The organism is Sphingobium sp. TomTYG73, assembly GCF_055394245.1.
In genome coordinates this window covers 549,903-566,259 of record NZ_AP027339.1, presented here as the reverse complement: position 1 = coordinate 566,259, position 16,357 = coordinate 549,903, and the positions used below count along the sequence as shown (strand labels likewise).

General features: G+C 63.7%; 17 protein-coding genes. 4 read left to right on the top strand and 13 right to left on the bottom strand.

Going from position 1 to position 16,357, the window contains the following annotated elements:
- The first annotated feature begins 22 nt into the window (after positions 1 to 22).
- The 4 genes from ACZ5TH_RS02940 (at position 23) to ACZ5TH_RS02925 (ending at position 4,163) form a co-directional block, all read left to right on the top strand.
- On the top strand, positions 23 to 1,357 hold the full coding sequence (locus ACZ5TH_RS02940) for an MFS transporter (RefSeq protein WP_464794562.1): 1,335 nt from the start codon (positions 23 to 25) through the stop codon (positions 1,355 to 1,357).
- A 72-nt stretch (positions 1,358 to 1,429) separates the two neighbouring features.
- Positions 1,430 to 2,683: a cytochrome b/b6 domain-containing protein gene (locus ACZ5TH_RS02935; protein ID WP_464794561.1), complete on the top strand. Its 1,254-nt coding sequence runs from the start codon at positions 1,430 to 1,432 to the stop codon at positions 2,681 to 2,683.
- A 395-nt stretch (positions 2,684 to 3,078) separates the two neighbouring features.
- Positions 3,079 to 3,369 carry a hypothetical protein gene (locus ACZ5TH_RS02930; protein WP_449471718.1) on the top strand — a complete coding sequence of 97 codons (291 nt, stop codon included), beginning with the start codon at positions 3,079 to 3,081 and terminating at the stop codon, positions 3,367 to 3,369.
- A gap of 359 nt (positions 3,370 to 3,728) precedes the next feature.
- Complete coding sequence (locus ACZ5TH_RS02925; protein ID WP_464794560.1) at positions 3,729 to 4,163, top strand: energy transducer TonB; 435 nt, start codon at positions 3,729 to 3,731, stop codon at positions 4,161 to 4,163.
- A gap of 12 nt (positions 4,164 to 4,175) precedes the next feature.
- Here ACZ5TH_RS02925 and ACZ5TH_RS02920 read toward each other — a convergent pair whose 3' ends face one another.
- From ACZ5TH_RS02920 to ACZ5TH_RS02860, 13 genes are all read right to left on the bottom strand, one after another.
- Positions 4,176 to 4,925, bottom strand: a complete 750-nt coding sequence (locus ACZ5TH_RS02920) for a prepilin peptidase (RefSeq protein ID WP_464794559.1) — start codon at positions 4,923 to 4,925, stop codon at positions 4,176 to 4,178.
- Complete coding sequence (gene gspN / locus ACZ5TH_RS02915) at positions 4,922 to 5,644, bottom strand: type II secretion system protein N (RefSeq protein WP_464794558.1); 723 nt, start codon at positions 5,642 to 5,644, stop codon at positions 4,922 to 4,924. The genes ACZ5TH_RS02920 and gspN overlap by 4 nt, the downstream gene beginning before the upstream one ends.
- The gene (gene gspM, locus ACZ5TH_RS02910) at positions 5,641 to 6,126 is read right to left on the bottom strand and encodes a type II secretion system protein GspM (RefSeq protein ID WP_464794557.1); all 486 of its coding nucleotides are present in this window, start codon (positions 6,124 to 6,126) and stop codon (positions 5,641 to 5,643) included. Before gspM ends, gspN begins: the two co-directional genes overlap by 4 nt.
- Positions 6,123 to 7,232: a type II secretion system protein GspL gene (gspL, locus tag ACZ5TH_RS02905; protein ID WP_464794556.1), complete on the bottom strand. Its 1,110-nt coding sequence runs from the start codon at positions 7,230 to 7,232 to the stop codon at positions 6,123 to 6,125. The genes gspM and gspL overlap by 4 nt, the downstream gene beginning before the upstream one ends.
- Positions 7,229 to 8,218, bottom strand: coding sequence for a type II secretion system minor pseudopilin GspK (gspK, locus tag ACZ5TH_RS02900; protein WP_464794555.1), 990 nt, complete (start codon positions 8,216 to 8,218; stop codon positions 7,229 to 7,231). The genes gspL and gspK overlap by 4 nt, the downstream gene beginning before the upstream one ends.
- The gene (gene gspJ, locus ACZ5TH_RS02895) at positions 8,211 to 8,936 is read right to left on the bottom strand and encodes a type II secretion system minor pseudopilin GspJ (protein ID WP_464794554.1); all 726 of its coding nucleotides are present in this window, start codon (positions 8,934 to 8,936) and stop codon (positions 8,211 to 8,213) included. Before gspJ ends, gspK begins: the two co-directional genes overlap by 8 nt.
- The gene (gene gspI, locus ACZ5TH_RS02890) at positions 8,933 to 9,259 is read right to left on the bottom strand and encodes a type II secretion system minor pseudopilin GspI (protein WP_464795042.1); all 327 of its coding nucleotides are present in this window, start codon (positions 9,257 to 9,259) and stop codon (positions 8,933 to 8,935) included. The genes gspJ and gspI overlap by 4 nt, the downstream gene beginning before the upstream one ends.
- 112 nt (positions 9,260 to 9,371) lie before the next feature.
- Positions 9,372 to 9,779: a GspH/FimT family pseudopilin gene (locus ACZ5TH_RS02885; protein WP_464795041.1), complete on the bottom strand. Its 408-nt coding sequence runs from the start codon at positions 9,777 to 9,779 to the stop codon at positions 9,372 to 9,374.
- 118 nt (positions 9,780 to 9,897) lie between these two features.
- On the bottom strand, positions 9,898 to 10,437 hold the full coding sequence (gene gspG / locus ACZ5TH_RS02880) for a type II secretion system major pseudopilin GspG (protein ID WP_464794553.1): 540 nt from the start codon (positions 10,435 to 10,437) through the stop codon (positions 9,898 to 9,900).
- A gap of 9 nt (positions 10,438 to 10,446) precedes the next feature.
- Entirely contained in the window at positions 10,447 to 11,664 is a 1,218-nt protein-coding gene (gspF, locus tag ACZ5TH_RS02875) for a type II secretion system inner membrane protein GspF (RefSeq protein WP_464794552.1), read from the bottom strand.
- The gene (gspE, locus tag ACZ5TH_RS02870; protein WP_464794551.1) at positions 11,657 to 13,195 is read right to left on the bottom strand and encodes a type II secretion system ATPase GspE; all 1,539 of its coding nucleotides are present in this window, start codon (positions 13,193 to 13,195) and stop codon (positions 11,657 to 11,659) included. The genes gspF and gspE overlap by 8 nt, the downstream gene beginning before the upstream one ends.
- Positions 13,196 to 13,247: 52 nt before the next feature.
- Positions 13,248 to 15,431: a type II secretion system secretin GspD gene (gene gspD, locus ACZ5TH_RS02865; RefSeq protein WP_464794550.1), complete on the bottom strand. Its 2,184-nt coding sequence runs from the start codon at positions 15,429 to 15,431 to the stop codon at positions 13,248 to 13,250.
- Positions 15,428 to 16,252: a type II secretion system protein N gene (locus tag ACZ5TH_RS02860; protein ID WP_464794549.1), complete on the bottom strand. Its 825-nt coding sequence runs from the start codon at positions 16,250 to 16,252 to the stop codon at positions 15,428 to 15,430. The genes gspD and ACZ5TH_RS02860 overlap by 4 nt, the downstream gene beginning before the upstream one ends.
- Positions 16,253 to 16,357: the final 105 nt, after the last annotated feature.

Genomic DNA, 16,357 nt, shown 5'->3' with positions numbered 1-16,357 from the left:
AATCATTTCAGGGGAGGTGAGGATGGCGCAGAACGGAACGGACATCAGGCGATTGCTTGATGAAGCGCCCATGGGCCGCCTGCAAATCGCGGCTGTAGCGTTGTGCATCATGCTGAACGCGCTTGATGGCTTTGATGTTCTGGCAATCAGCTTCGCCTCGCCCGGCATTGCCGCGGAGTGGGGCATCGACCGCGCCGCATTGGGCGTCGTGCTTTCGATGGAACTGATCGGCATGGCTGTGGGGTCCGTGCTGCTCGGCGGCCTGGCTGATCGCATCGGCCGTCGTCCCACTATCCTGCTCTGCCTCGTGGTCATGGCGACGGGTATGTTGGCCGCGACCTTTTCATTCAGCGTTGTCTCCCTGTCGATGATACGGCTTATCACTGGCCTCGGCATTGGCGGCATGCTGGCTTGCACCAACGCCATCGTCGCGGAGCTTGCCAACGCGCGCACCCGCAGCCTGGCCGTTGCCCTCATGGCGGCGGGCTATCCGATCGGCGCGATCCTTGGCGGCTCGGCCGCTTCGATGCTGCTGATGTCGGGCGAATGGCGCGACATATTCCTGCTGGGAGGAGTCGTCACTGCAATCTTCTTGCCGCTGACTTTCCTGCTGCTTCCTGAATCGATCGGCTTCCTCCTTCAACGACGCCCGGCCAATGCGCTGGACCGGATCAATCAGCTGATGGGCCGGATGGGACATAATGCACTGGATGCATTGCCTGCTTCAAATGCAGCGGCACCCAAGGCGTCCTTTGCCGCGCTGTTCAGTCCCGGCCTCGCACGCACGACGGTGCTGCTGACGGCCGCCTATTTCTTTCACATCATGACCTTTTACTTCATCCTCAAATGGGTGCCCAAGATCGTCGTGGACATGGGTTACGCACCCTCGTCCGCTGGTGGCGTGCTGGTATGGGCCAATGTAGGCGGCTTGCTGGGCGCGCTTTCGCTCAGTGCCCTCAGTTGGCGGCTGGACGTCCGCATATTGGTGATCGCCGCCCTCCTACTGTCGATGGCTATGGTGACTGCCTTCGGACAGGGACAAGCCAGCCTTTTCGGCTTGGCCCTGGTAGCTGCGGCGGCGGGATATTTCACCAACGCGGCCGTCGTCGGTCTCTATGCTATCATTGCGCAATCTTTCCCAACGGCCGTCCGGGCGGGCGGCACGGGAATAGTGATCGGCCTCGGCCGTGGAGGAGCTGCTTTGGGTCCCATCCTTGCTGGTTTCCTTTTCACTCTCGATTTCAAGCTTCCCGCCGTAGCGCTGACCATGGCATCAGGGTCGCTGATCGCGGCATGCGCATTAGCCCTTCTGGTGACTGGAGGACGGCACAGCAATTCGTCCAAGGTTTACGAATGAACCGGTGTTCCCTTCATTGCCCGCCCGCCGCTCGCGCTCTTCTTTGACATCGCCATAAGGAAAAAACTGCCCATGTCGCCACAGCGCTATTCCAGGACGGCAATCGCGTTGCATTGGTCGATCGCGGCAGCCCTGATCTTTCAACTCGTCCTGGGCTGGCAATTGTCCGGCATCGCGCCGGGGCTGAGCCAATTTGCCGCCTATCAACTGCACAAGTCGATCGGGATCGTCATCCTGCTGCTCACCCTTCTGCGGGTTGGCATCCGCCTGGCCCACCCCCGCCCCCCGGCACTGGCGGATGATCGGATATCTGCGTTCGCGGCAAAGGTGACGCATCAATTGCTCTACACAGTCATGCTGCTCGCCCCGCTCAGCGGCTGGGCGCTGGTCTCAACCAGCAAGCTGCGGGTGCCGACGCTGCTGTTCGGCACGATTGCCTGGCCGCATCTGCCGATCCCTCTTGGCCTCAATGGAATAGCCTATGACACGCATCGCCTGGCGGCTTATGTCCTGGCCGGATTGGTCGTGCTGCATGTCGCTGGGGCTATTCGCCATCAATTCTACAAGCGCGAGGATTTGCTTGCTCGCATGATCCCGGGTTTGGCGCCGGGGCTTGCGCTGCTGGTTGCGCTAGGAACAATGGCATTGGCAGGTTCGGCATCATTCTTTCTTACCGGAACGCCCACCATAGCCGTGGCGCGGCACAAAGGAACGCCCGCGCCGATCAAGATAGTGCCACCTTCGCCCGATTTTACCCCAGCGCAACGGCCTGCCACGACCCTGACGGCTCCAAAAGCTACGCCGGTGCCAACGGCCAATTCGCAACACCTTCCATTGTCACGGTGGCGCGTCATGGGGCAGGGGAAGCTCGGCTTTATCGCCATGTGGAGCGGCGCGGCGGTGGACGGATCCTTCCTTCACTGGAAATCGGACATCCGCTACAGTCCAGACGATTTGCCCGGCAGCGCAATCCTGGTGACGATCGACCTGGCCTCCGCCGTCACGGGCGACGCACAACGCGACGAAACGCTGCGAGGCCCCGATTACTTCGACATATCCGCGCATCCGCATGCTGTGTTCCGCGCCAAGGGTTTCCGGCCACAGGGCGGCGACCTGTACGAAGCCAGAGGCATGCTGGACCTGAACGGACGCCGCCGCCCGGTCACGTTACGCTTCACGCTGCATCAGGATGGCGACACGGCCAGAGCCGAAGGCCGAGCAGATCTTGACCGGAACATGTTTGATGTCGGTTCACCCACTGATGAAACGATCGCTGCGAAGGTCACAGTAAACTTCACCTTAACCGCGCACCGGCAGGACCTGTGATCAGGCGGGTTTCGACGCAATTCCCAGGGAGCGCCTTGTCATTCAGTTTTCTCAAGACGAAAATTGCCGTTCTTTTCCTCGCGTCACGCCGCCTTTAGGCGCAAGCCGACATAATTTTCCGCAAATGACGTCTGCGCCGCTTGGGAACGACGAATATAGTCGATCTCGGCCGCCTGAATGACTAACCGGCTGACGCCAGTAGGATCAGGCGGAGAGGCTGAAGCCGTTTTGCGGCTATTCTTTATTGAGTCCAACCCCTCCCGTACGGGTCACCACTCTTCATAGATACACATCGAACGCTCGTAATTTCGGCGCCGTTCGGCACGTTTGTGACATATGGATCGAACCAACTTGCGTCTCTGTCGTTTGATGTTGGGCAATTGTGGAGACGAACCATGCGTAACACATTCTTATTGATGGCAGGATTGGCAGCCGCTGCCAGCGTCGGCGGCTGTTCTCGTGAAACGACGCGCGATGGACTGCGGGGTGCAGGTATCGGCGCAGTCGGTGGTGCGGTAGCAGGTGCGATAGTGCCTGGGCTTGGTGTTGCTGAAGGCGCGGCGATCGGCGCTGCGGGTGGTGCTGTCGTAGGTGCGGCCACGTCCGATGGACAACGCCGGTGGGAACGTGACCGTCGCGGCCGCGAATATTATATCGATCGCAACGGCAACCGCGTTTACCGCTAACGCAATATCGCCGCGCGTTGCGCGCGGCATTCAATGACATGACAGCATCTTGGGCGCAGCGATGGCAGGGCCGGGGCAGAATCGTCCCCGCTATTGCGGCGCTCTTGGTCAACGCCGTGATCGGCTATGCATTGATAATTGGCCTTCGAGCGCCTTCGCTATTACGCTCGGCGATAGATAGCACCCCTTTGGCGTTGTTCAATCTGAAGCCCCCCACGCCGGACCAACCCAAACCTCCCCAGCCTAAGGAAGCTCGCGAATCCAAACGCGAAGGCGGCGCTGCGTCCGGATCTCCTCCACGCGCCGTGAAGGTGCGAGATCAACCGCCGCGCCCTCCCAGCGTTGTCGCCCCGTCACCCATGATAAATACCCTTGCTCCAACCCTACCCACCGCGCCGACGAGCGGCGCAGGCGGCGCGGGTAGTAGCGCTACTCCCGGCTTTGGCAGCGGGTCCGGGGGCACTGGAACCGGCACTGGAACCGGCACTGGCCAGGGGGATGGCGAGAGAGGCGATTTCTCTCGAGCGCGCCAAACCGGCGGCCGCTTTCGCAATTCGGATTTCCCTGGCTCCTTGCGCGGCGTGGGCCGCGTGACGATCGGCGTGCGATACGCCATAGGTCCTTCAGGACAGGTCGATAGATGCGAAGTTATCGAAGGAAGCGGATATCCGGAGATCGACGCAATGACGTGTCGCGTCATCATGGAACGATACCGTTTTCGCCCTGCTCGCGATCCCGAAGGATATGCCGTCACTGAGGTGCGGGAAGAGGATTATCGCTGGCGTGTGCGCTAAAAGCGACAGCAACTAGACAACCAGCATCGACACCCACCACCCGGGGAAGGCCGCGACCGCCAGACATGTGCCGAGCGGCACCCGCGTCGCTGCCGTTATCTTGCGGCCCAACGCGGCACTTGCCAGCACCGCCACCAGACCAATCCCCGCAGCCATCAGCAGGACGAACGGCAGCGCCTGCCATCCAAACCACGCCCCAAGACCGCCCATCAGCTTTGCATCGCCCAGGCCCAATCCTTCGCGCCCGCGCGCCATCCGATAGCTGACCGCCACCGCCAGCAGAACGCCATATCCTCCTGCTGCCCCGATCACTCGATCGGGCAGCACCGCATCCGTCACCCACAGGCCCAGTGTCAGTCCAAGGAACGCCAACGGCAACGTCAACGCATCCGGCAACCAGAAATGTCGCCAATCCAGGATCGCCAATGTCAGCAACAGCCATCCAAGCAAAGCCCATCCAGCCCCCACCAGCCCCGGCGCCAGACCGCAGGCCAGCGCCCCGATCACCGCGCACGCCGCCTCCATGCGCCCGTGCAGCGGTGCTATCTTCCCACCGCAAGTCCTACACCTGCCCCGCGACAGTAGCGCGCTTATCATCGGGACAAGGTCGACCGCTCCCAGCACCCGCCCGCAGCTATCGCAGACCGACCGTCCACGCATGACGCCGCGACCCTCGGGCCAGCGCAATATCAGCGTTCCCAAAAAGCTGCCCGCGATCGCCCCTGCAACCGCGCCCAGCCCCGCCCACAGCGGATCGATCACAGCGTTCCTTCGACCTTCAGCACCCGCGCGCCGCTTGTCCCCGCAAAGCCAACCTTCGCCAGCGCATCGCCGAGCGCCGCGTCCGCCGTCTCCACCCGCATCTCGGCAACATAGCGTCCTGACCGCCATATCCGCAGGTTGATCTTCTCCAGCCCAGACTGGCTCACCAGCGGCAGCAGCAACGCCTCGCCATCACAACTCGCCACGCCGGACAGCCCTTGCGTCAGGTTGAGACCCGGGAATTGCCCCGCCATCTGCGCCCGCACCCGACCCTCGGCATGGCCGCAGCGATCGCCGGAAAAATAAGCGGTCACATCCTCCATCGCCAAACTCGCGATCGGCAGCGGCGCAAAGCTTCGCCCGAGCGGCACCGTGCCAGTCACATCATCTATGCCCACGCGCCCGAAACCCACGGTCAGCGCGCCGCTCAGATCATCCGCCGCGCCCTGCCGCCGCCATATGTCGAACCGCGCCCGCCCCATCAGCAAAGACACCGGCGATAAAGCGGCATTCACCGACCCGACCGGCATCGTGCCCAGCATCAGCTGATCGAGCCGCCCGCTCCACAGCGTCCCTCGCACCTCCCGCGCGGCGACGCCCAGTCGTTCCAGCCCAGAAAGCCCCAGCGCAATCCGCATCGGCATGAACAGGATAAGCCCGAACGCCAATAACAGCACGATCGCAATCCGCGTCCGCCGCGACCAGCCCAGCCGCTTCATTGCCCAGCCCCCCGCACCAGCACCGCCTGCACCGAAATGCTGCCCGCAGTCGGCGACGGCCGCGCGCTCATCGTCTCGACCCGCACCCCCTGCGCCTCCAGCGCCGCCAGCCAGGAAAACAGCGCCACCGGCCGCACCGAAGCCATCGCAATCTCGATCCGCGCGCCGCCCTGCGCCTCCGCCCGCTCCAGCGTCAGCCCAGCCTCGCCCGCGCTCTGGCTCACAAGCTGGTCGATCGCCGTCCCGGAACTCGCCGCAACCCGTCGCGGCAATGTCTTGAGCAACTTCACCTTCGCCCGCATCGCCGCATTGCGATCGGTCGCGGCGAGCAGCCCTTCACGTGCCGACCGCTGCGCCGAAGCCAGCGGCCCCACCACGCCCAGCCACAGCACCACCACCGCCAGCAGGGCGAACATCACGCCCAGCATCCATTGCTCGCGCGGCGATCTCTCGCCCCACATGGTTCTTACCGATTCCATCATGATCGCACCGTAATATCAGCCAGCGCTCGCCCGCCCGGATCCTGCGAAGGCGTCGCCGTGATGGTGAAGCCCGCGCTCTGCAACGCCAGCAGCACCGTATTGATCTCATCCACCTTCGCTGCTGCCAGCGTCGCCCGGATCATCCCGTCCGGATCGCGCGACAGCGCCGTCATCGACACGCCCGGCGCCTCCTGCAAGGCGCTCAGCAAGCCCGCAACCGGCGCGGTAAAGGCATAAGCCCCCGCCCCGCGCTCCGCCAGCTGCCGCTCAATCTCCGCCTCGGCCTGCGTCAAGTCGCCTGCCCCCGGCGCCACCTGCCGCGCCAGCGCCAGACTCTCCGCATCCAGATTGCTCGCCGCCACATGCTGCCGCACCAGAACCGTCAACGAAATCAGCAGGCTGATGAGCAAAATCAGCCCGCTCCACAGCAATATCCGCCGAAGCACCGTCTTGTCCGCGACCCGCCGCACCCGCTTGGCAAAATCCCCCTGCCGCAGGTCCAGTGGCGGCCGCTCCAGCGCTTCGACTGCCCGCGCCTGCAACAGATGGGCAGGCACATCCTCAATCACCGCATCGGCCGCCAGCACCGAAGCCAGATCGCCGCCAAAAGCAACGTCCTTGCCCCGCAACACCGCCTCGCCATCCAGCGCGCCACGCACAAAACCCTCGACAGGCTCCGGCAACAATAACGGCGCAGGCACGATGATGTCCGGGTCCAGCCCATGATGCTGCGCCCAGAGCAGCCAATGCTGCATGTCACTCCTCGCCGCGACCGCAACGACATGCGGCCGCGCCGGATCGTCATTCTCATCCCCCGCTGCAAACAGCTGGTCGGAAGGCACGATCCCCCCCGCCAGCGCCGCCAGCCGCGCCGCCGCCCTACCCTGCCGGGGCGCAAGCTCGGGATACTCCGCCCAATACAAAGTCACCATCGAAGCAGGCGGCACCAGCATCACCACCGCATCGGCAGGCAGCGCCGTCAAGCCACAAGCGGCCAGCCAGTTTGCCCCCCTGCCGCTCTGCGCCACAGCGCCATCGACAACGCGCATCCACAACGGCTCACCCTGCTCGGGCAGCGTTACGATCAGACCGTCACGCACGCTCATGCGCCGGTCCCCCAGCTGCGGCGGATCAACTTCGCCGGGCTCTGCCGGGCATCGATCAGCGCCCGCTCCACCACCTGCGTTCCCCCAACGTCCACCGTCACTTCCACCCCGAAAAATCCTGTCGTCAACTTGACCTGATTGGCCGCTTCCTCAAGCGGATTGATACCCTGGCTGGCCAGCGGCGCCCAAAATCGCACCGTGCTGCCGTAACCCTCGGCGGGCCGCTGCGCCAGATATTGCCGCGCCTGCGTCACGCTCACCTGCCCTTGCAGCAGCATCGCGAACAGCACCGCCTCATCGGGCAGCAGCGTATTGACGTTGATCGGCGACAAATCCGCCGTCGGCAGCGCACACACCCAAGGCCGCGCCAGATCATAGATGGCCGGCGTCACCCCATGCACAGCGCGAAGCTCGCTGGCATCCACCATGAAGCGATTGGCCGTGCGATAGGGCCGCGCCGCCTGCGCATAAACCTCGTCCTCCGCCCCGCCGGGCTGCGGCACGCTGTCGCTATCGATCCAGTCGGCCAGAGACGTCGCCGCCACCTGCGCCTGCCGCGCATCGACGCCCAGCGCCTGCAACAGCGCCTGAAATTGCGACACGCCGACCGGGCGCACCTTCAAATTGGACTCATTCTCACCAGCCACCACGCTGTTGAGGTTGAAGCAGTTGCCCGCATCGCTCACCCGCGCACTCGCCACACCACCGGGAATAGCCACCGGCTGCGGCGTCCCCATCCAATTCCCCGCCAGCGTCGTCTTGCCCGGATTGGCCGCGACCAGATCGCCGATCCGCAACCGCGCCATCTCCGCCCCGGCATCAGCAAAGGCGCGCGCCTGATCCACCGCGCCACTATTCCCAGTCATCCGCGTAGCCAGCGCCAACCGCTCCAACGCCGTAGAGGCAACCACAGCCATCACCGCGACCAGCAGCAATACGGTCAGCAACGCGGCCCCCCGCTCGCCCCTTTTCCCAGGATCAGGCACCAGCCATCTCCCCTTCCAGCTTTTCGGCAGGGCCAGGCCCCACCAGAAAGCGCAGCGTCACCGGCGGCTCTCCCGTGCGCGTGACCGTCATCTCAACGGCGCGCGGCATCAGGTCAGGCTGCGTCGGTATCCACTCGCCACGCCACTCCCCCTGCGCATCGCGAAAGCGCAGCGCGACATCATCCACATGGTCCAGCAGCGTAGCTGGCTCGTCCCCAGCCGCGCCGTCAACCTGCGCATAGGTCCGCCGCTCCAGCCGCCCTTGCCGCACCCAATATTCCACCTTCTGCAAGGAAGGCCGGGGCAAATCGCCCAGATTGTCCCAGCCGCCGCGCACAAACTGCATCACCGGCACGGCCTCGCCCTCGCGATGCGACCAGAATGCAGGCGCCAGCGTCCCCGTCTCCGTGCGGCTGATGCGCGGCACCGCCTGCCCAAGATCGGCCGCCAGCGCGCCGCCTGTCCGCTGCACGGCCGCCATGTCATCCAGCCGCGCCTTGACCTGCGCCTGCGCCGACACGCTATTCCCCAGCAGGAGCACGCCCGCCGCCGCCAGCATCGCAAAGATCATCAGAGCGACGAGCAGCTCTATCAACGTAAAGCCCGCCTGCCCGCCCGGCCCTCCGTTCGCTTCGAGTGAAGCCTGTCCTGAGCCCTGTCGAAGGGTCGAGCAGCCTGATGCGCGACTGAAATCCCTGCTGGCTATGGCGCGCATCATTGCACCACCCGCACAAAGCTAAGCACAACCGGCGAAGCCCCCACCTGCCCATTCACGGTCAGATCAACCTGCAACAGCCGCTTGTCGTTAGTAGCCTTGACCGTCCGCACCCAATGCCAGCGCCGTCCGCCATTATCGACATCACCCTCTTCGCTGCCCAGCGAGGGCGGCGCAGGATCGGTCTGCATCTCCACCATCAGGTTACGCGCGACAATCTGCCCCAGCGCCTTGCTGTCGAGATCGGCCGCCGTCCGCAACGTCACCCCCTGCAACCGCACCAGCGCCAACGCAGCCAGACTGAACACCGCCAACGCCACCAACATCTCCAACAGCGTAAAGCCTCGCTCACCCGTTGGAGCCGACCTTTCACCCGTTCGGGCTGAGCTTGTCGAAGCCCCTTCTTTTCTTCCAGCAGAGCTACCGAAGATACCAAGCCTACCCACCGACCATGACCTTCCCCGCCATGTCCACGGTCACAGAAACCCGATCCGCCTCCCGCGCCAAAGTCACCGTCATGGCGTCAGTAGGCAGGCCAGTTCCATCAAAGCCGATCTGCTGCCGCCCATCCTTGCCAACCAGCGCCCGCGTTCCCGCCTTCCAGTTGGCGGTCACGAAGGGCTTGTCCTCCAACGGCACCCATTGCGCCCCTTCACGCCGCTGAAAGCCATAGCCCGAAGCCGAAACCCAAACGCCCATCGGGCGCGCGGTAACGACCGCTTCGTCGCGCGCGGCAGCAACGCGCGCGGCAAAGCGATCGGCATCCTCGACAACCCGCCCGCGCGGATCAGGCATGGCCAGCACCACCGCAGCCGAGATGAACCCGATGATCGTCAACACGACCATCAGCTCGATTAAGGTAAAGCCATTGGCGATCGGGCGTTTATCCTCGTTCAGGCTGAGTCTTTCGACAGGCTCAGCATAGGCTTTGCCGAAGCTCCCCACGAACGGAATAAACCGCGCCTCAAAGCTCGCTGGAATAAATATCCGCATTCTCGCTCTCGCCGCCCGGCTGGCCGTCCGCGCCCAGCGAACTGATATCGAACGCACCCTTCCGCCCCGGCACCGCATAATTATAAGCCCGGCCCCACGGATCATCCGGCAGCTTCTTGATATAACCACCCCGGCGATAGCGCTGCGGCTGCGCCAGCGAGGCGGGCGCGTTGATCAGCGCTTGCAGCCCGTCAGCCTGCGAAGGATAGCTCAGATTATCGAGCCGATACTGCTCCAGCGCCTGCTCGATCGTCGCAACATCCGCCTTCGCCTTCTCCACCCGCGCCGTATCGGTCGCCGGAATGACGTTGATCGCCACGATCGTAGCCAGCAGCCCGATGATGACGATCACCACCATCAGCTCGACCAGGGTGAAGCCATTTTCTACGCCCCGTAGAGCCACCCCCTCCCCGTTCGGGCTGAGCTTGTCGAAGCCCTTCTCTTCTTCTGAAGTAAAGGAATGCCCTTCGATAGGCTCAGGGCGAACGGAGTCTGGCTTCAATCTAGACATAATCACTCCTCAAGCCCCCGTAAGGCTCTGCAATTGCAGGATAGGCAGCAGGATCGACAAGATAATCACCGCCACGATCCCACCCATCAATATTATGATCACCGGCTCCAGCATCGCCAGCGCGGCGGAAGTGAAGCTGTCAAACTCCCGCTCCAGATAATCGGCCGCCCGCTCCAGCATCGTATCCAGCCGCCCCGCACTCTCGCCGCTCGCCGCCAGATAAACCAGCAGCGGCGGAAACACCCCGGCCCGCCGCAGCGCCGCCGACAGGCTCCCGCCCCCACGAATGGCCTCGACAATCTGCTCGGAAGCCTGCCGCAACACCCGATTGTGCACGGTCTGGGTTGTCAGCGTCAGGCCCTCCATCAACGGCAGACGGCTCGCCACCATCGTGGACAGCGTCCGCGCCATCCGCGCGGCATGAAGGTCGCGGATCAACCGCCCGAGCAGCGGCAACCGCAGCAACAGGCCATCGAAGCGATATCGGAACGCCTCAACCTTCAACGCCCGCCAGAAACCAACAGCGCCCAGCAAAATCAGGATCGCCAGCAACCACCAATAGCCCGCCAGAAAGGCCGAAATCCCCATCACCATCCGCGTTAGCAGCGGCAGGTCCTGACCCACGGTGTCGAACTGCTCCACCACCTTGGGCACGACAAAGATCATCAGCGCCGCCACGACGCAGACCGCAAAGGCTGCCAGCACGCTCGGATAAGCGATAGCGATCAGCACTTTCGACCGGATCACCGCCTGCCGCTCCATTAGGTCGGACAATCGCTCCATGATCGTCGGCAGGCTGCCAGAGCTTTCACCCGCAGAAACCATCGCCCGATAGAGCGCCGGAAAGCTTTTTGGCTCGGCGCCCAGAGCATCAGCCAGCCGCCGCCCTTCCAGCACGCCCGAATGCACCTTGCTGACGATCGCGCGCACATGCTCCTGCTCGCTCTGCCTCCCGATAGTGCGCAGCGATTCCTCCAGCGGGCTCACCTGGATCAGCGTCGATAGCTGGCGCGTGAACAGCGTCAGTTCCTTGGCCGACAGCCTCGGCGCACGCAACGTCAATCCGGCGCGCTTGGCTGCTTTCTCCACCACGCCCGGCTCGATCCGGACAATAAATAGCTGGCGCGCGTCCAGCTTCGCCCGCGCATCCTCGACCGTCTCGGCCTTCACCTTGCCGCTGCGTTCCTTGCCCGCCGGATCAATGACCAGATAATCATATTCAGCCATCGACGATGGTTTCCACCTCCGCCGCATCGCGCCGCGACACGCGGATGGCTTCCTCCGCCGTGGTCTGTCCATCGCGCACCAGCGCCCGCGCCGCCGACCCCAAATTGGGCGCATTGAGGAAAGCATGCCGCGCGATCAAGGACTCGTCGCCCCCGTCGTTGATCAGCCGGCGAATGGTATCGTCCACCCGGATCGCTTCAAACACGCCGATCCGGCCCTTATAACCAGTCCCGTTGCACTCCTCGCACCCCCTTGCGCGGTAAATTATCGTTCCGGGATCGAAACCAAGCAGCGCACTCGCCGACTTGTCCGCCTGCACCGGCTCCCGACAATGCTGGCAAAGCCGTCGCACCAGCCGCTGCGCGATAACGGCGCGCAGGGTCGAGGCAAGCAGGAACGGCTCGACCCGCATATCCCTCATCCGGGTAATCGCGCCCACCGCATCATTGGTATGCACGGTCGACAGCACCAGATGCCCCGTCAGCGACGCTTGCACCGCGATCTCCGCCGTCTCCCGATCACGGATTTCGCCGACCATCACCACATCAGGGTCCTGCCGCAAAATCGCGCGCAGCCCGGCGGCAAAGGTCAATCCGACCTTCGCATTGACCTGAGTCTGCCCGACCCCTTCGACCGCATATTCGACCGGGTCCTCCACGGTAAGAATATTGCGCGTCCCATCGTTCAACTGCCGCAGCCCCGCATAGAGCGTAGTCGTCTTCCCCGACCCGGTCGGCCCCGTGACCAGAATAATCCCGTTCGGTTCGTGCAATCCTTCACGAAAAATCCGGTCCGCCGCCCCCGCCATGCCCAGCAGGTCAAGGTTCATGCCCGCATTCTCCTTGTCGAGAATACGCAGCACCACCCGCTCCCCCGCCCGGCTCGGCAGTGTCGAAACGCGCACGTCCAGCAGCTTGCCGCCCAGCGTCAGCCCAATGCGCCCATCCTGCGGCACGCGCCGCTCGGCAATGTCCAGCCGCGCCATCACCTTGATCCGGCTCACCACCACCGGCGCGGCATGGGGCGGCATCCGCAAAGTCTCGCGCAGCACTCCGTCGATCCGCATCCGCACGATCAGCCCGGTTTCATAAGGCTCGATATGAATATCCGAAACGCCCTGCCGCGCAGCCTCCGCGATGATGCCGTTGATCAGCCGGATCGCGGGCGCATCATCGGCGCTGTCGAGCAAGTCGTCAGCGGTCGGAATATCTGCGGCGAGAATATCCAGCTCATCGGCGCCCACTTCCAGCGAACCCGCCATCGCTGCCGCGCTACCCTCCATCGCATAATGGTCTGACAGGTGCCGATCGAACTGTGGCCCATCAACAAACCGCACATCGAAACTGCGCGCCAGATGCCGCCGCACTTCCAGTAATACCCGCGGATCGCTCCCCTCCCGAACTGCAATCGTGAGCCGGTCTCCGTCCAGCGGCAGCATGACGACGCCATGCTTGCGCGCAAAGACATAGGGAATGTCGACAGCGCGGGGCGCACTGTGCGGCACGTCGAGATCGGAGTGGGACTCGCTCACCCTAACCTCCGTTCGGGCTGAGCATGTCGAAGCCCTCCCTTGGGAAAACGGTTCACCGCCGATCTCCATTCGCCGCATCGTCCACCGGCCGAACTACGCCGCTCGATTGCCGCACCGTCGGTTCAATCACTTGCGCTGGAGCAGCGCTTGGCTGCACCACCGCATCGCTCGCCTGCGTCACAGCGGCTGGCGGCTCCGCGCCCATATAGTCGCGCACCAGTTCGTCGATGCTCGGCTCCTGATCGGGGTTCCGCGCTAATTGCATGTCACGCACATAGCCATAGCGCTGCTGCGTCAGGCGCTGTGCATCCTCTTTCGACCGCAGGATGGTGGGCCGGATAAAGACCATGAGGTTGGTCTTGCTCCGGCTCTTGCTGCGCGACTTGAACAGCTCGCCAATCCCCGGAATATCGGACAGCAGCGGAATACGCTCGATCGTCTTGCGCTCATTATCGTCCAACAGGCCGCCAAGCGCCAAAATCTCGCCATCATCCACCGTGACCGTCGTCTCGATCTCACGCTTGTTGATGATGAGGTCGCTATTATTGTTGGACACCGGCCCGGCGACGCTCGACACTTCCTGCCTCAGGAACAGCTTGATCGCGCCGCCCGTGTTGATCTGCGGCTTCACTTCCAGCTTGATGCCCACATCCTGCCGTTGGACGGTGCGGAACTGATTGTCGAAATTCTGGCTGAGCGCCTCGCCGGTCGTTATCGGCACCTGCTGCCCAACCAGGATCGACGCCTTCTGATTGTCCAGCGTCATCACCGAAGGCGTGGACAGAATATTGCTGTCAGTGTCGGACCTGACCGCGTTGATGATCGCCCCGAAAATCCCGTTCCGCCCGATCTGCGTCGCAACCCCGCCAAAGCCGCCCGTCGCGTTCATCAGGCTATCAACCGCCGCCTGCTGCAAGGTGTTCGACAAGTTGCTATTCTCGGTCGAGGTGGTCGTCGTGGTCACGCCGCCGTTGACGACCGTCGTGGTCGTCTTGCCCAACTCGTTCGCGCCAATCGCCCCGGCCAGCGTCAGCAAATTGGGAGAAGCGTTGGAATAATTGGTCGCCGCAAAGCCCGTCTTGGTGCTGCCGATCAGGAACTGCACACCCAGTTTCTTGGCGGCGGCATCGCTGATCTCGACGATGATCGCCTCGACCAGGACCTGCTCCCGCCTCGTATCGAGTTGCCGGACGGTCTCACCAAGCATGCGCTGCACATCGCTATTGGCCGCTACGATGATCGCATTGGCCCCCTCATAGCGGGTAACGATTGCAGGCCCGCGCGTCGAAATGCCACCACCCGAAGAACCGGCCGAGTTCACCACCGCAGGCGCCGCCGCGACCGGAGCAGCGCCATTGGACGCCGGAACAGAGGACGTCACGGCAGAGCCGGTCGATTGCCCAACCAATTGCTGCAACACAGGCAGCAGCTTTTCGGCATCCGCATGTTCCAGCCAGTAGACGCGGATCTCCGTCCCGCTCGCCGCCTGCCGATCAAGATCGCGCGCCATCTGCGCCAGTCGCGTCACCGTCCCGGCATCTCCCCGGATCGCGACCGAATTGCTGCTGTCGATCGGCACGATAGTCGCCGCCCGCTGCGCGCCTTCGCCGCCGCTTTGCACCAGCGCCTGAAGCGACGTCGCGATTTCCCGCGCGCCAGCATTCCGCAGCATCACCGTCTGCGTCGCCGCCGTATCGCGATCGATTCGCGCAAGCACCTGGCGAATACGCCCGATATTGTCGGCATAGTCGGCAACAACCACGCTGTTCCCGGCGCGATTGGCGGTCACCGAACCGTCCTTGCTGACCAGCGGCCGCAAAGTCTCCAGCGCGCTCGCCGCATCGATCGAGCGCATGCGGAAGACCTCGGTCACGAACTGGTTGCGATTGCCCCCCCGTCCAACGACGCTAGGTTGCCCGGCCGCCCCGTCGGCAGGCTGAATGCGATAAGCACCGCCCGGCGCTGGCACGGCCACCAGCCCGTTCGCCCGCAAGGTCGACAGGAAAATCTCGAAATATTCCGACCGCGAGAGCGGCCGATCGGTCACAACCGAAACCTTACCCTGGACCCGATTATCGATGATGAAGGTCCGCCCCGTTACCCGCGCGGCGTCCTGTATAAAGGCGCGAATATCGGCGTCGCGCACATTCAGCGTCTGCTGTGCCATGACAGGCGACGTGACAGGCGTGGCCAGAGCGAGGGCGGTCGCGGCGGAAAGAAGGAATTTTCTGGTCATTGGCCTTGCAGAGTAAGGTTGATCGTCGAAAGGCTGGCGCCCCGCTCGACGGTCAGGGAAATGCGCGCGCCGGGCATGATTTTGCCTTGCAGCACCTGGAGATCGCTAGGCGAGCCGACCGGCTGCCCATCGACCTGGGTGACAATATCGCCGGGCTGAAACCCGGCATTCTGGAAAGTCGGCCCCTTGGCGGTCAGGATCAGTCCGGAGATGCGGCCATTCTGCATGCGCGGCGCGAAACCGATATCACGCTTCAGCCCGTCCGCCGTCGGATTGTCGATCCCGGCGACAGGGGCCGGAGCCGCTGCATCTCCCGGCGCGCCCGCAGGCGAGGCAGGCTGCGACTGGTCGAGGAATATCTGCTCTTCTGCCCCACCCCGGTCGATAGTGACATGATCGAACGCCACGCCCTTCAGCAGCACGCCCGGCAATATCTCATCACCCACGGCAAAGCTGTTCTGCACCCCATCGGGTCCAGCGATGATGGCCGATCCCAGCCCCGACCCTTCGTTCAACCGAATGCCGTAGACAGTCAGCGCCAGCGAAGTGACGACCCCACCGCCCGCCGCCTGCTGCGGCCCAGCCCGGTAAAAGGGGTCAAAACTGGAAAATAATGTCTGACGCGCCGCGAAATCCGGAAATTGCGCTTGCCGCCCTTCCCACGGTCCAAAGCTCCCGACCGGCGTCAGCACGGCCCAAACCAGCCTTGCACATTGCAGCGCCAGCAGGCCCAGCAACAGCTTCTCGGCAACCCGCGCCCAGTCGATCGGCGCGAGGCGGCTGCTAAGGTCCTGAAAGTTACTGCGAAACGCCACGCGCATGAACCTGGTAATCCCCCTTGATACCCGCGCTGCTAGGCAATTGTTTTTACTGCCGGATGACAGAAATGTGACCTATCCATGACAACGGCAATCCGCAAGCGATGA